General features: G+C 70.9%; 9 protein-coding genes. 5 read left to right on the forward strand and 4 right to left on the reverse strand.

Going from position 1 to position 15,061, the window contains the following annotated elements; all coding sequences use genetic code 11:
- Positions 1–8: 8 nt before the first annotated feature.
- Entirely contained in the window at positions 9–1,460 is a 1,452-nt protein-coding gene (locus tag ABT154_RS01960) for a YibE/F family protein (protein ID WP_351851605.1), read from the reverse strand.
- Between the two features lie 211 nt (positions 1,461–1,671).
- Here ABT154_RS01960 and thiC point away from each other — a divergent pair, with 211 nt between their 5' ends.
- Positions 1,672–3,462: a phosphomethylpyrimidine synthase ThiC gene (thiC, locus tag ABT154_RS01965; protein WP_351851608.1), complete on the forward strand. Its 1,791-nt coding sequence runs from the start codon at positions 1,672–1,674 to the stop codon at positions 3,460–3,462.
- A 58-nt stretch (positions 3,463–3,520) separates the two neighbouring features.
- Here thiC and ABT154_RS01970 read toward each other — a convergent pair whose 3' ends face one another.
- From ABT154_RS01970 to ABT154_RS01980, 3 genes are all read right to left on the reverse strand, one after another.
- On the reverse strand, positions 3,521–4,162 hold the full coding sequence (locus tag ABT154_RS01970; RefSeq protein ID WP_351851611.1) for a hypothetical protein: 642 nt from the start codon (positions 4,160–4,162) through the stop codon (positions 3,521–3,523).
- A 160-nt stretch (positions 4,163–4,322) separates the two neighbouring features.
- A complete protein-coding gene (locus ABT154_RS01975; RefSeq protein WP_502969417.1) occupies positions 4,323–5,735 on the reverse strand; it encodes a metallophosphoesterase in 1,413 nt (470 codons plus the stop codon).
- A gap of 270 nt (positions 5,736–6,005) precedes the next feature.
- Positions 6,006–7,112, reverse strand: a complete 1,107-nt coding sequence (locus tag ABT154_RS01980) for a LacI family DNA-binding transcriptional regulator (RefSeq protein ID WP_351851614.1) — start codon at positions 7,110–7,112, stop codon at positions 6,006–6,008.
- A gap of 417 nt (positions 7,113–7,529) precedes the next feature.
- On the opposite strand from ABT154_RS01980, the gene hisC reads away from it, so the two are divergent.
- The 4 genes from hisC to cydD all read left to right on the forward strand — a co-directional run bounded on the left by hisC (position 7,530) and on the right by cydD (position 15,055).
- Positions 7,530–8,642, forward strand: coding sequence for a histidinol-phosphate transaminase (gene hisC, locus ABT154_RS01985; protein WP_351851617.1), 1,113 nt, complete (start codon positions 7,530–7,532; stop codon positions 8,640–8,642).
- 255 nt (positions 8,643–8,897) lie between these two features.
- Positions 8,898–10,406, forward strand: a complete 1,509-nt coding sequence (locus tag ABT154_RS01990; RefSeq protein WP_351851619.1) for a cytochrome ubiquinol oxidase subunit I — start codon at positions 8,898–8,900, stop codon at positions 10,404–10,406.
- 18 nt (positions 10,407–10,424) lie between these two features.
- The gene (cydB, locus tag ABT154_RS01995; protein WP_351851621.1) at positions 10,425–11,426 is read left to right on the forward strand and encodes a cytochrome d ubiquinol oxidase subunit II; all 1,002 of its coding nucleotides are present in this window, start codon (positions 10,425–10,427) and stop codon (positions 11,424–11,426) included.
- Between the two features lie 17 nt (positions 11,427–11,443).
- Complete coding sequence (cydD, locus tag ABT154_RS02000; RefSeq protein WP_351851624.1) at positions 11,444–15,055, forward strand: thiol reductant ABC exporter subunit CydD; 3,612 nt, start codon at positions 11,444–11,446, stop codon at positions 15,053–15,055.
- Positions 15,056–15,061: the final 6 nt, after the last annotated feature.

Raw genomic sequence — 15,061 nt, forward strand, 5'->3', positions numbered from 1 at the left:
GCGGCTCGTCACTTGGCGCGACGGCGACGTCCGCCCCGTACCCCGGCAGGCCTGGGGCCTCCCGGTCGGCCGATCGTTCCCGCACGGCCGCCCGCTCCCGGGTCGGCCCCGGGGGCCGTCCGGTCGGCGGAGACGACCAGGGCCGCGAGCACCGTGGTGACCGGTACGGAGGCGACCAGACCGATCGACCCGACGAGCGTCCGGACGATCTCCTCGGCGACCAACTCGCTGTTGGCCACCGTCCCCGTGCTGCTCTGCGCGATCGAGAAGAGCAGCAGCAGCGGGAGGGCGGCGCCCGCGTACGCCAGCACGAGCGTGTTCACGACCGAGGCGATGTGGTCGCGGCCGATCCGGATACCGGCCCGGTACAGGGCGCGCGGCCCCATGGCCGGATCGGCCTGGTGCAGCTCCCAGACCGCCGAGGTCTGGGTGACCGTCACGTCGTCGAGCACACCGAGCGAACCGATGATGATGCCGGCGAGCAGCAGGCCGGACATGTCGATCTCCGGGTACAGGCCGTGGATCAGGCCGGTGTAGTCGTCGGTGTTGCCGGTGAGCGAGGCCCAGCCGATGAAGAGTGAGCCGAGCAGACCGATGAGCAGCAGGGAGATCAGCGTGCCCAGCACCGCGACCGAGGTGCGGGCCGAGGGGCCGTGGCACATGTAGAGCGCGATCAGCATGATCGCGCTCGACCCGACCACCGCCACGACCAGCGGATTCGATCCCTCCAGGATCGCCGGCAGGATGAAGAACGTCAGGATCAGGAAGCTCACGACGAGCGCGACGAGCGCCATCACGCCACGCATCCGGCCGACGAGCACCACCGCGAGGGCGAAGATGCCGGCGAGGATGGCCATCGGGACCTTGCGGTTCACGTCCGTCACCGAGAACTGCAGGTCGCGGGGGGCGTCGGGGGCGTACGCCACCACCACGCCCTGCCCCTCGTGCAGTTGGCGCGTCGCGTCGGGCCGGATGATCTCGGTGAACTTCCGGCCCTTCTCAGGGCCGGTGGTGACCTCGATCGTCGCTTTCTCGCACTGGTCCTGCCGGGCGTCGGCCGCCTTGCGTCCCTCCGGGGCCGAGGTGTCCCCGGTCGGGCCCTGCCCGGCGTTCACGGAGGCGCAGTCGACCTGTTCCACGGAGACGACCTCGCCCTGTTCCGTCTGCCGGTCGAAGCCGACGCCGGTGCGTTCGTGGGCCGGGGCGCCGCCGGGCCACAGGACCGCGAGCCCGACCACGACGGCCGTCGCGAACGGGATGAGGATCGCGGCGATGACCCTGCGCAGATGACGGGAGACGGGGGCGGCGGGGCCGTGGCTGTGGCTGTGTCCGTGCCCGTGGGAGGGACCGCCGCCGTGGCCGCCGCCAGGGCCGGGACCGTGGCCCCCGCCGTGGCCGGGACCCTGGTCCGGACCGTGGTGGTGGCCGTGCGGCTCGGGAGTCTGCTGGGGGAGAGTCACCGACCGATCATCGCAAGAACGTCGGGGGCCCACTGTTCAGCACGCCAGGGATGCCGCTAGCGTGGTGGCACCTTTGCACACGCGGGAGCTCGGAGCACCGGGCTGAGAGGGCGCTGATCACCGTACGCGCGTACTGATGTACGTACGGGAGGAGGCTGCGCCGACCGCCGAACCTGTTACCGGGTAATGCCGGCGTAGGGAGATCGGTCTCATGACCATTCAGGATGCACGCACGCCTGCCTCCGGCCAGAACGTGGCCGACGAGCGGGAACGCACGCCGGGCTGGCACAAGGGGTATGTCCAGGGCTCGCGCCCGGACCTGCGGGTGCCGGTCCGTCAGGTGCACCTCACCAACGGCAAGGACGTCACGCTGTACGACACGTCCGGCCCTTACACCGACCCCACGGTCGACACCGACGTCCGGCGGGGCCTTCCGCCGCTGCGCGAGAACTGGATCATCGCGCGCGGCGACACCGAGGAGTACGCGGGCCGACCGGCCCGCCCCGAGGACGACGGCATCAAGCACACCTCGCCGCGCGGTGGCGGGCTGAAGAACCTCGACGCGGTCTTCCCCGGCCGCCCGCGCCTGCCCCGCCGGGGCCGCGACGGAGGGGCCGTGACCCAGCTCGCGTACGCCCGCCGGGGCGAGATCACCCCGGAGATGGAGTACGTGGCGATCCGGGAGAACGTCTCCCCCGAGGTCGTACGGGAGGAGATCGCGGCCGGGCGTGCCGTGCTCCCGGCGAACGTCAACCACCCGGAGATCGAGCCGATGATCATCGGCAAGCGGTTCCTGGTGAAGGTCAACGCCAACATCGGCAACTCCGCCGTCACCTCCTCCATCGAGGAGGAGGTGGAGAAGATGACCTGGGCGACCAAGTGGGGCGCCGACACGGTCATGGACCTGTCCACCGGCCGCAACATCCACACCACCCGCGAGTGGGTCCTGCGCAACTCCCCCGTCCCGATCGGCACCGTGCCGCTCTACCAGGCCCTGGAGAAGGTCGACGGCCGGGCCGAGGACCTGACCTGGGAGATCTACAAGGACACGGTCATCGAGCAGGCCGAGCAGGGCGTGGACTACATGACCGTGCACGCCGGCGTACTCCTGCCGTACGTGCCGCTCACCGCGCGCCGCAAGACCGGCATCGTCTCGCGCGGCGGCTCGATCATGGCCGCCTGGTGCCTCGCGCACCACAAGGAGAACTTCCTCTACACGAACTTCGAGGAGCTCTGCGAGATCCTGGCGGCGTACGACGTCACGTACTCGCTCGGCGACGGCCTGCGGCCCGGGTCGATCGCGGACGCCAACGACGAGGCGCAGTTCGCGGAGCTGCGCACCCTCGGCGAGCTGAACACGATCGCCAAGCGCCACAACGTGCAGACGATGATCGAGGGCCCCGGGCACGTCCCGATGCACAAGATCAAGGAGAACATCGACCTCCAGCAGGAGATCTGCGAGGAGGCGCCGTTCTACACGCTCGGCCCGCTGACCACGGACGTGGCGCCCGCGTACGACCACATCACCTCGGGCATCGGCGCGGCGATGATCGCCTGGTGGGGCACGGCGATGCTCTGCTACGTCACGCCCAAGGAGCACCTGGGCCTGCCGAACAAGGACGACGTGAAGACCGGCGTCATCACGTACAAGATCGCGGCGCACGCGGCGGACCTCGCCAAGGGGCACCCGGGCGCGCAGGAGTGGGACGACGCGCTGTCGGACGCGCGCTTCGAGTTCCGCTGGGAGGACCAGTTCAACCTGGCGCTCGACCCGGACACGGCCCGCGAGTTCCACGACGAGACCCTGCCGGCGGAGCCCGCGAAGACCGCGCACTTCTGTTCCATGTGCGGTCCGAAGTTCTGCTCGATGAAGATCTCGCAGGACATCCGGCGGGAGCACGGCGGTGATCTGAAGGCGGACGAGATCGCGGCGGGCATGGCCGCGAAGTCGGCCGAGTTCGCGGCGACGGGCAATCGGGTGTACCTGCCGCTGGCGGAGTGACCGGGGGCACCCGGTAGCGCCGGCCCGCGACCCTGGGGGTGTCGTGGGCCGGTGCGGGTCAGGGGTCCGGTGGGGACGTGGCGGCGAGGACGTCGTGGAGGAAGGGCAGGATGCCGCGCTCCAGGAGGGCCAGGCGCCAGGCCTCGCGGGCGCGGGACAGCTCGTCGTCCGGGGCCGCCCCGAGCGGGCCGCCCACCTCCGTCGGGCTGTTGCGCAGGGCCGTCACGAGGAGTCCGGCGGCTGCGAAGAGCAGCCCGGCGGCGGCCACCACGCCGAAGACCAGGCCCGCCGTGAGCAGGGTCGCGCCGAAGACCACGGTGGGGGCGAGGGCGTGCAGGACCGCGCCGACCAGCAGGAATATGACGGCGGCGGCGCCCGCGAGGACGGGTACCAGGACGGTGAGGACCGCGATGACGCCCGCGCCGGGGCCCGGCGGGTCGGAGGGCGTCGGCGTACGGGTCCCGAGGGCCGCGCGATGCTGTTCGCGGACCTTCACGTAGTGGTCGTACTCGCTCGCCGCCGCGCTGGTGACGAGGGTGGTCGCGTTCAGCGTGAGGGCACGCAATTGCGCCAGGCTGAGCCGGGTTCCGGCCCCGGCGAGATCCGGACGTGCGTGGGCGGTGCTCAGTGCGTCGTCGAGGACCCGCTCGTACTCGGCGCGGTCCTCGGTCAGCAGGTGCGGAGCCACGTTCATGTGCATCCCCCGATGCTCCGTAGGCCCGGATCAGCCGTGGGAAACGGTCGGTTGGGCGGAAACGGAGGAGAGCCTGCTACGGATGGACCCGATGGTATTGCGGTGATGCCACAGGCTGACAGGGTGTTTCCGGAATTCGACTTCCCCGGATGCGCAGGGTTATGCCTCAGCCGTTCAGCGGGAGTTGGACGACCAGCAGCTTTCCGGCCATGGTCACTCCGCCGTCCATGGCGATCGCCAGACCGTCCGCGTACACGTGCGGTCCGTCGACGACCGGGCCCGCGTCGCTCTCGCCGTCCTCCGTACCGACCTGGCCGAGGAGGTACGGGATCGGGCTGTGGCCGTGGACGATCCGGTGGCCGCCGTAGGTGGAGAGCAGCTCCTGAACGGCCTGCGGGCCGCCCTCGTCGCGGAAGGCGAAGCGCTTGGTGAACTTCCGGAAGACGTCCCAGACCTCGTCGGCGTCGTTCCGGTTGAGGATCTCGTGGACCGTGTCGTTGACGTCCTCGATGGTCTGGCCGTACTCGAGGTACGCGGTGGTGTCGGAGTGCAGGAGGAGGTGGTCGTCCTCGCTCACCACGGCGTCGAGCCGGGACATCCACTGGAGGTGGACGTCCTGGAGCCGGTCCATGTCGTGCTTCTGTCCGCCGTTGAGCAGCCAGGCGGCCTGGAAGGTGGCGGTGCCCGCGCCGGAGTTCACCGGGGTGTCGCCGAAGCGCTTGGCGCCGATGAGCAGCAGCTCGTGGTTGCCCATGAGGGCCTTGCAGTAGCCGCCGGCGGCGGCGGCCTCGGCGGAGAGGCGCATGACCAGGTCGATGACGCCGATGCCGTCGGGGCCGCGGTCGGTGAAGTCGCCGAGGAACCAGAGGCGGGCGTTACCGGCGGACCAGTTGCCGTTCTCGTCGATGAGGCCCTGGGCGTGGAGGGCGGAGACGAGTTCGTCGAGGTAGCCGTGGACGTCGCCGACGACGAAGAGCGGGCCGGGTCCCTCGCCGTTCCCGGGGGCGGGCTCGGTGGCGGGGGCGGGCTCGGGGGTGACCGGGACCTGGACGGTGTCGCCGCGGTTGATGATCGGGAGGTCGCGCTCGGTCGGGGTGTACCCCTCGGGGAGGTCGCCCTCCGGGAAGGGGTTGCCGGGGTGACCGGTGGCGACGGAGACGATGGAGGAGCCTGCCGCGACGGCGTACGCGGGCGTGGTGCGGCGCCCGAGGAGCAGGGTCGGCTCGGCGGGCAGCGGCGCGGTGGGGGCGGGCGCGGGTGCGGTCGGGGGTGCCGACACAGGCATCGGCGCGGTCGCCGGAGGACTCGCGGGTGCGGGTGCCGCTGCGGTCGCGGGAGGGCTCGCCGCTGCGGTCGCGTACGCCGCGGCGGGGTGCGGCTGCGCCGGGTGCGGGGCGTGCTCGGGGTGCGGCGGGTGTGCGGCGGGTGGGGTCTCGGCCGGTGGCGGGACCGGCAGTGGCTCCGTGGACGTCGGATCGGTGGCGTGGCCCTGTACGGGCACACGGGCGTACGGCGGTACACGGAAGTCACGCAATGTCGCCGTGCGCGCCACGGGCTCCTGCCCGGCCCCCTGAGTCATGGACCCCTCCACCACCGTCGCGATGCCCTGCACATCGCGGACCGGCCTGGTGGGGGTGGCCCGCGATGTCGTGCGCCCATCATAGGAATGAGGGTCCTCCTGTGTGACGCACCAGGGGTGGTGAATCCGGGTCCACTCCGGGTTCACCGGTTGTTTCGCCCGAATTGAGAAGGTCCAGTCCAGGGTTGGGGCCGGTGTGCCGGCTGGTTTCGCCGTCCCGGCCCACGGGCAGGGGCGGGACGGCGGTGGGGTGACGACCCGTCGGAGAGTTCAGTCCTTCGAGGGTTGGCGCGGTGGACTGACCGTCGTTCGGGGTGAACGGCGCTGCGAGGAGGTGCGGACGATGAGTTCGGTCGGTATCACCTGCTCGACCGGTCCGTCGGTGTCGATCCCCTCGATGGCGTCGATGAGGAGCTGGACGACGGCCGTGCCGATCCGGCGTGGTTTGAGCGAGAGCGTCGTGATGGGCGGTTCGGTGGTTGCGTAGACGGTCGACTCGCTGCAGCACACCAGCAGCAGGTCGTCCGGGACGCGGAGTCCGTAGCGGCGCGCGGCCGCGAGGAGGTCGGTTCCGTTGGGGTCGAAGAGGCCGTACACGGCGTCGGGCCGGTCCGGTCGGGCGAGCAGCCGGTCGGCCGCGACGGCGCCCGCGCACGGGTCGTGCGCCGGGTAGGCCTCGTAGACGGGGTCCTGGCCCACCCGTGCGCACCAGTTCAGGTACGCGGTGGTGGACAGGCGGGTGTACGTGTCGGTGGTGGTTCCGGTGAGGAGGCCGATGCGGCGGGCGCCGGCGTCGGCGAGGTGGTCGAGCAGATCGAGGACGGCGGCTTCGTGGTCGTTGTCGACCCAGGCGGTGACCGGAAGGGTGCCGGCGGGGCGTCCGTCGGAGACGACGGGCAGGCCCTGGCGGACCAGTTCGGTCACGACCGGGTCGTGGTCGGAGGGGTCGATGACGACGGTGCCGTCGAGGGCGACGTTCGACCAGACGTCATGTCGGGAGGTGGCGGGGAGGATGACCAGGGCGTAGCCCCGGGCGAGTGCGGCCGATGTGGCGGCTCTGGCCATCTCCGCGAAGTACGCGAATTCGGTGAAGGTGAAAGGTTCATCCCCGTACGTGGTCACGGTCAGGCCGATGAGTCCCGACTTACCGGTGCGGAGCGTGCGGGCCGCCGCGGACGGGCGGTAGCCCAGCCGGTCGGCGACTTCGCGGACGTGGCGCCGGGTGGCGTCGGGGAGTCGGCCCTTGCCGTTGAGCGCGTCGGAGACAGTCGTGATGGAGACTCCGGCGGCGGCGGCCACGTCCCGGATGCCTGCCCGGCCCTGCCGGTTTCCCCGGGTCTGTGCCCGGCTCACCTGGTGCTTCCCTGCTGCTGTCATGGCGAGCCGATAGTAGGGCGACGAGGGGCGGTTGAGCCGGTCGCATATGCAGGCAGTGGCAGGCACGTTTCTGCATGATCGAAGAGTGCCAAGAGCCTCTGAACCCAAGGCAGTTAGGGTCATTACCGTGGGTTCCATGCTCGTCGAACGGTGTAGGCCTGGCGAGGGGGCGAGGTCTCGAAGAGGTCTCAACTCACCTCTACGGGGGATGCGCGCCACGGCGCCCGCCACCCGCGCGCGCCACCCAGTCGCGCGCCCCCCCTGCTTCGCAGCCGCGCCGGGCACTCCGTACGCACCCTGCCGGGGCCGTCGTTTCCACAGCGTGTCCCTCCTGTTGTCCACAGCCCATTCGCAGCGGGAGCGAATCCTCTTAAGGTGAGGAGCATTGGCGGTACGGACGGTCGAGGAGGCCACACTGTGAGCGAGACCAGCGGGACGAGCACGGGCAGCCCGAAGCTGCGCGCCGAGCTGGACGGCGTCCCCACCTACAAGCCGGGCAGGCCGGCGGCCTCGGGCGGCCCGGTGGCCTTCAAGCTGTCCTCCAACGAGAACCCCTACCCGCCGCTGCCGGGGGTCATGGAGAGCACGCTGGCCGCCGCCGCGAGCTTCAACCGTTACCCGGACATGGCCTGCGCGGGGCTCACCGAGGAGCTGGCCGACCGCTTCGGCGTGCCCGTCTCCCACATCGCGACGGGCACCGGCTCGGTCGGCGTCGCGCAGTCGCTCCTCCAGGCGACCTCGGGCCCCGGCGACGAGGTCATCTACGCCTGGCGCTCCTTCGAGGCGTATCCGATCATCACGCAGATCAGCGGTGCCACCTCGGTGCAGGTGCCGCTGACCGACGGCGAGGTGCACGACCTCGACGCGATGGCCGCGGCGATCACCGACCGGACCCGACTGATCTTCGTCTGCAATCCCAACAACCCCACGGGCACGGCCGTGCGCCGGGCCGAGCTGGAGCGCTTCCTCGACCGGGTGCCCTCCGACGTCCTCGTGGTGATCGACGAGGCGTACCGCGAGTTCGTCCGTTCCACCCCCGGTGAAGGAGGGGAGATCCCGGACGGCATCGAGCTCTACCGCGACCGGCCGAACGTCGCCGTGCTGCGCACCTTCTCCAAGGCGTACGGCCTGGCGGGGCTGCGGGTCGGCTTCGCGGTCGCCCATGAGCCGGTGGCGGCGGCGCTGCGCAAGACGGCGGTGCCGTTCGGTGTGAGCCAGCTGGCGCAGGACGCGGCGGTGGCCTCGCTGCGGGCCGAGGACGAACTGCTCGGGCGGGTCGGTTCCCTGGTGGCCGAGCGCGAGCGGGTCCACGCGGGGCTGGTGGCCCAGGGGTGGACCGTGGCGGACACCCAGGCCAACTTCGTCTGGCTGCGGCTGGGCGAGCGGACCATGGACTTCGCGGCGGAGTGCGAGCGCCACGGTGTGATGGTGCGGCCGTTCGCGGGTGAGGGCGTGCGCGTGACGATCGGCGAGACCGAGGCGAACGACCTGTTCCTGAAGGCGGCGGAGGGCTTCCGCAAGGAGAGCTGACCGGGCAGGCGGTCGGCCACCGCCCCCCCCGGCAGGCCCAGACCCCCGTGAGCGCCCCGCTCGTGGGGGTCTTCGCGTTCCCGGGGGACCCCGGGAACGCGGGAGGGGACCCCAGTAGAAGATACGGATTTCGTATGAGACATAATGCTTGTGAATGTGAACGCGTTCACAAGCGTGTCCTGGTTGCTCCCGTAATTTGTGGGATTAACAGGGCAAACTGCCGATGTGACCACGGCGATGTAAGGAGAAAACGACGTGGACCTCGCTCTGGCGCCAGAGACCCTGGCGCGCTGGCAGTTCGGCATCACCACCGTCTACCACTTCCTCTTCGTCCCCCTGACGATCTCCCTCGCCGCGCTCACCGCCGGACTCCAGACCGCCTGGGTGCGGACGGAGAAGGAGAAGTACCTCAGGGCGACGAAGTTCTGGGGCAAGCTCTTCCTGATCAACATCGCCATGGGTGTCGTCACCGGCATCGTCCAGGAGTTCCAGTTCGGTATGAACTGGTCCGACTACTCCCGGTTCGTGGGTGACATCTTCGGAGCGCCGCTCGCCTTCGAGGCGCTCATCGCCTTCTTCTTCGAGTCGACCTTCATCGGTCTGTGGATCTTCGGCTGGGACAAGCTCCCGAAGCGGATCCACCTCGCCTGCATCTGGATGGTGTCGATCGGCACCGTCCTCTCCGCGTACTTCATCCTCGCGGCCAACTCCTGGATGCAGCACCCGGTGGGCTACCGCATCAACGAGGAGCGCGGCCGGGCCGAGCTCACCGACTTCTGGCACGTGCTCACCCAGAACACCGCCCTCACCCAGTTCTTCCACACCATGACGGCGGCCTTCCTGGTCGGCGGCGCGTTCATGGTCGGCATCTCCGCCTTCCACCTGGCACGCAAGAAGCACATCCCGGTGATGCGGACCTCGCTGCGACTCGGCCTGATCACCCTGATCATCGCCGGCCTGGGCACCGCCATCAGCGGTGACCTGCTCGGCAAGGTCATGTTCAAGCAGCAGCCCATGAAGATGGCCGCCGCGGAGGCGCTCTGGGACGGCGAGGCGCCCGCACCCTTCTCGGTGTTCGCCTACGGCGACGTCGAGAAGGGCCACAACACGGTGGCCATCGAGATCCCCGGCCTGCTGTCCTTCCTCGCCAACGACGACTTCAGCTCGTACGTCCCGGGCATCAACGACGTCAACAAGGCCGAGCAGGAGAAGTTCGGGCCCGGCGACTACCGGCCCAACATCCCCGTCGCGTACTGGGGATTCCGCTGGATGATCGGCTTCGGCATGGCCTCGCTGGGCATCGGTGTGCTCGGCCTCTGGCTGACCCGCAAGAAGTTCATGCTGGCCCCCGGGATGAGGACCGGTGAGGACGAGGTGCCGAACCTGGTCCTGTTCAAGCGGAAGGCACTCAGCCCCCGCCTGGGCAAGTGGTACTGGATCATCGCCCTCTGGACCATGGCGTTCCCGCTCATCGCCAACTCCTGGGGCTGGATCTTCACCGAGATGGGCCGCCAGCCCTGGGTCGTCTACGGCGTGCTGCGCACCCGGGACGCGGTCTCCCCCGGTGTCTCCCAGGGCGAGGTGCTCACCTCGATGATCGTCTTCACGTCGCTGTACGCGATCCTCGCCGTGATCGAGGTCAAGCTCCTCGTGAAGTACATCAAGGCGGGCCCGCCGGAGCTCAGCGACGACGATCTCAACCCGCCCACCAAGATCGGCGGGGACTCTCGTGACCCCGACCGCCCGATGGCCTTCTCGTACTGAGGCTCAGGAGATCGAGGCATGGAACTCCACGACGTCTGGTTCGTACTCATCGCCGTCCTCTGGATCGGCTACTTCTTCCTGGAGGGATTCGACTTCGGGGTCGGCATCCTGACCAAGCTGCTCGCCCGCGACCGGGCCGAGAAGCGGGTCCTCATCAACACCATCGGGCCCGTCTGGGACGGCAACGAGGTCTGGCTGCTCACCGCCGGCGGCGCGACCTTCGCCGCCTTCCCCGAGTGGTACGCGACGCTCTTCTCCGGCTTCTACCTGCCGCTGCTGATCATCCTGGTCTGCCTGATCGTCCGGGGCGTCGCCTTCGAGTACCGGGCGAAGCGGGCCGAGGAGAAGTGGCAGCGCAACTGGGAACAGGCCATCTTCTGGACCTCGCTGATCCCCGCGCTCCTCTGGGGCGTGGCCTTCGGCAACATCGTCCGGGGCGTGAAGATCGACGGGGACATGGAGTACGTCGGCAACTTCTGGGACCTGCTCAACCCGTACGCGATCCTCGGCGGCCTGGTCACGCTCACCCTCTTCACCTTCCACGGCGCGGTCTTCGCCTCGCTCAAGACGGTCGGTGACATCCGGATGCGGGCACGGGCGCTCGCGCTCAAGCTGGGCCTGGTCACGGCGGTGCTCGCGCTCGGCTTCCTGATCTGGACCCAGGTCGACACGGGTGACAGCTGGAGCTTCGCGGCCATGCTGGTCGCCGTGGTGGCCCTGGTCGGGGCGATCGTCGCGATCAAGGCCGGGCGCGAGGGCTGGTCGTTCGCGCTCTCGGGCATCACCATCGCCTCCGCCGTGGCGATGCTCTTCCTCGCGCTGTTCCCGGACGTCATGCCGTCTTCGCTCAACCCCGAGTGGAGCCTCACCGTGACGAACGCGTCGTCGAGCCCGTACACGCTCAAGATCATGACTTGGTGCGCGGCGATCGCGACCCCGCTGGTGCTGCTCTACCAGAGCTGGACCTACTGGGTGTTCCGCAAGCGGATCGGTACCCAGCACATCGCCGAGTCCCACTAGGGCCTGTCCAGGGGAGCATGTTTCACGTGAAACCGATCGATCCGCGCCTGCTCCGGTACGCCAGGGCCACCCGCGTCTTCCTGATCGCGGTGGTCGCACTCGGCCTGGTCGGGGCGGTGCTGGTCATCGCCCAGGCGATGCTCGTCGCCGAGATCGTGGTGGGGTCCTTCCAGAACGACCAGTCGGCTTCCGCCCTGACCACCCCCCTGCTGCTGCTCGCCGGAGTGGCGGCGGCACGGGGGCTGGTCTCCTGGCTGACCGAGCTCGCCGCCCACCGGGCGAGTGCGGCGGTCAAGTCCGAACTGCGCGGCCGGCTGCTCGACCGGGCCGCCGGCCTCGGGCCGGGCTGGCTCAGCGGCCAGAAGGCCGGTTCGCTGATCGCCCTCGCGACGAGGGGCGTGGACGCCCTCGACGACTACTTCGCCCGCTATCTGCCGCAGCTCGGTCTCGCGGTGGTCGTGCCGGTCGCGGTGCTGGCCCGGATCGTCACCGAGGACTGGGTCTCGGCGGCGATCATCGTCGTCACCCTGCCGCTCATCCCGGTCTTCATGATCCTGATCGGCTGGTACACCCAGGCCCGGATGGACCGCCAGTGGAAGCTGTTGTCCCGGCTCTCCGGGCACTTCCTGGACGTGGTGGCCGGGCTTCCCACCCTGAAGATCTTCGGCCGGGCGAAGGCCCAGGCCGAGTCGATCCGCACGATCACCTCCGAGTACCGGCAGGCGACGATGCGCACCCTGCGGATCGCCTTCCTCTCCTCCTTCGCCCTGGAACTCCTCGCGACCCTGTCGGTCGCGCTGGTCGCCGTGACCATCGGCATGCGGCTCGTCCACGGCGAGCTGGACCTGTACACCGGGCTCGTCATCCTGATCCTGGCGCCGGAGGCCTATCTGCCGCTGCGGCAGGTGGGAGCCCAGTTCCACGCGGCGGCGGAGGGGCTCGCGGCGGCGGAGGAGATCTTCGACGTCCTGGAGCAGCCGGTACGGGAGAGCGGTACGGGCGCCGTCCCCGCGTCCGTACGCCTGGAGCTTGACGGGGTGGTGGTACGTCACGCCGGGCGCGTCGAACCCTCGCTCGACGCGACGACGCTGACGGTCGAGCCGGGCGAGACGGTGGCCCTGGTCGGGCCGAGCGGGGCCGGGAAGTCGACGCTGCTCGATGTCGTCCTCGGGTTCGCGGTGCCGGAGGAGGGCGGTTCCGTCCGCGTCGGCGGCCAGGACCTCGCCACGCTCGACCTGGAGGCCTGGCGGTCGCGGATCGCCTGGGTCCCGCAGCGGCCCTACCTCTTCGCGGGCACGATCGCCGAGAACGTCCGCCTCGCCCGCCCGGACGCCTCCGACGAGGCCGTACGGCAGGCGCTGCGGGACGCCGGTGCGGACGGGTTCGTCACCGGGCTTCCGCAGGGGCTCGACACCCCGCTCGGCGAGGACGGCGTCGGGCTCTCGGCCGGGCAGCGGCAGCGCCTCGCGCTCGCCCGGGCCTTCCTGGCGGACCGTCCCCTGCTGCTGCTCGACGAGCCGACGGCGGCGCTCGACGGCGAGACGGAGGCGGGCGTGGTCGACGCGGTCCGCCGCCTCGCCGCCGGCCGGACCGTGCTCCTGGTCGTCCACCGCCCGGCGCTGCTCGCGGTGGCGGACCGGGTGGTACGGGTGGACCCGGCGGGAGCTGCTTCTGAGGCCGGTGCTTCTGAGACCGGTGGTTTCGAGACCGGTGGCTCTGACGCGGGTGGTTCCGAAGCCGCTGCTTCCGGGGCCGCCGCTTCCGGGACTGTCGTCCCCGAGCCGGCCGACCCCGAGACCCCCGAGGCCGTCCCCGCCGTGAGCATCCCTGGCTCCGTGCTCGGCCGGGTCCGGGGCATGGCCGGGGAGCTCAAGGGGCGGATGGCACTCGCCCTGTTGCTCGGCAGCCTCGCCCTCGGCTCGGCCGTCGGACTCATGGCCGTCTCCGGCTGGCTCATCTCCCGCGCCTCCGAACAGCCGCCCGTGCTCTATCTGATGGTGGCCGTCACCGCCACCCGCGCCTTCGGCATCGGGCGGGCGGTCTTCCGGTACGCGGAGCGGATCGTCTCGCACGACGCCGTCCTGCGGATGCTCGCCGAACTCAGGGTCTCGGTCTTCCGGCGGCTGGAGCGGATCGCCCCGACCGGACTGCGCCGCACCCGGCGGGGCGACCTGCTCGCCCGGCTCGTCCAGGACGTCGACGCCCTCCAGGACTACTGGCTGCGCTGGCTGCTCCCGGCGGGCGCCGCGCTCGTGGTGGGCGTCGCCTCCGCCGGGTTCACCGCCTGGCTGCTGCCCGAGGCCGGTGCCGTCCTCGCCGTCGGCCTGCTGGTCGCGGGTGTCCTCGTACCGGCCGCCGCCGGAGCCCTCGCCCGGCGCGCCGAACGACGGCTCGCCCCCGCGCGCGGCGCCCTCGCGACCGCCGTGGCCGATCTGCTCCGCGGCTGCGCCGAGCTGACCGTGGCCGGTGCGCTGCGCGGCCGGATCGAGCGGGCGCGGGCCGCCGACCGGGCGCTCACCGGCATCGCCTCCCGGCAGGCCGCCGCCACCGCGCTCGGAGCCGGACTCTCGGCCCTGGTCTGCGGCCTGACCGTGGTGGCCGCCGCGCTCGTCGGCGTCCGGGCGGTGGCGGACGGCCGGCTCGACGGCGTCGCCCTCGCCGTGGTCGTCCTCACCCCGCTCGCCGCCTTCGAGGCCGTCACCGGACTTCCGCTCGCCGTCCAGTACCGCCAGCGCGTCAAGCACAGCGCCGAGCGGGTCTTCGAGGTGCTGGACGCGCCCGTGCCCGTACGGGAGCCGGTCCGGCCCGAGACTCCCCCGGCGAGCCCGTTCCCGCTGGTGCTCGACGGGCTCTCCGCCCGGCACGCCGGTCAGGAACGGGCCGCGCTCACCGACTTCCGGCTCACCCTGGAAGCCGGGCGCCGGGTCGCCGTCGTCGGTGCCTCCGGCTCCGGCAAGACCACGCTCGCCCAGGTGCTGCTGCGGTTCCTGGACGTGGAGCACGGCACGTACCGGATCGGCGGCGTGCCCGCCTGGGAGCTCGACGGCGACGCGGTCCGCCGCCTCGTCGGGCTCTGTGCCCAGGACGCGCACCTCTTCGACAGTTCCGTCCGCGAGAACCTGCGGCTCGCCCGCACCGGCGCGAGCGACGAGGAACTGCGCGAGGCGCTCCGCAGGGCCCGGCTGCTCGACTGGGTGGACGCGCTGCCCGCCGGGCTCGACACCCTCGTGGGCGAACACGGCTCCCAGCTCTCCGGCGGTCAGCGCCAGCGCCTCGCGCTCGCCCGCGCCCTCCTCGCCGACTTCCCCGTACTCGTCCTCGACGAGCCGGCCGAGCACCTGGACCTGGCCACCGCCGACGCCCTCACCGACGATCTGCTCCGGGCCACGGAAGGCCGTACGACCCTCCTCATCACCCACCGCCTGCACGGACTCGAAGCGGTCGACGAGGTCCTCGTCCTGGACGGGGGCCGGACCGTGCAGCACGGACCGTACGCGGAACTGGCCGCCGCGGAAGGCCCGCTGCGCCGGATGCTCGACCAGGAACGGGCGACCGACCTGCTCGTCGTCGGCCCGGAGACGTCCCTGCCCGCCCCCGGCGGTGACCGGCCGACTTTTCTCGCCAAATAGGACTTA

Source organism: Streptomyces sp. NPDC001728 (assembly GCF_040297565.1).
GTDB lineage: Bacteria > Actinomycetota > Actinomycetes > Streptomycetales > Streptomycetaceae > Streptomyces.

Excerpts from the sequence above, each read along its gene's own strand:
- cydD (WP_351851624.1), top strand. The coding sequence starts at position 11,444 with ATGTTTCACGTGAAACCGATCGATCCGCGCCTGCTCCGGTACGCCAGG.
- cydB (WP_351851621.1), top strand. The coding sequence starts at position 10,425 with ATGGAACTCCACGACGTCTGGTTCGTACTCATCGCCGTCCTCTGGATC.
- thiC (WP_351851608.1), top strand. The coding sequence starts at position 1,672 with ATGACCATTCAGGATGCACGCACGCCTGCCTCCGGCCAGAACGTGGCC.
- ABT154_RS01975 (WP_502969417.1), bottom strand. The coding sequence starts at position 5,735 with ATGACTCAGGGGGCCGGGCAGGAGCCCGTGGCGCGCACGGCGACATTG.
- ABT154_RS01980 (WP_351851614.1), bottom strand. The coding sequence starts at position 7,112 with ATGACAGCAGCAGGGAAGCACCAGGTGAGCCGGGCACAGACCCGGGGA.
- ABT154_RS01970 (WP_351851611.1), bottom strand. The coding sequence starts at position 4,162 with ATGCACATGAACGTGGCTCCGCACCTGCTGACCGAGGACCGCGCCGAG.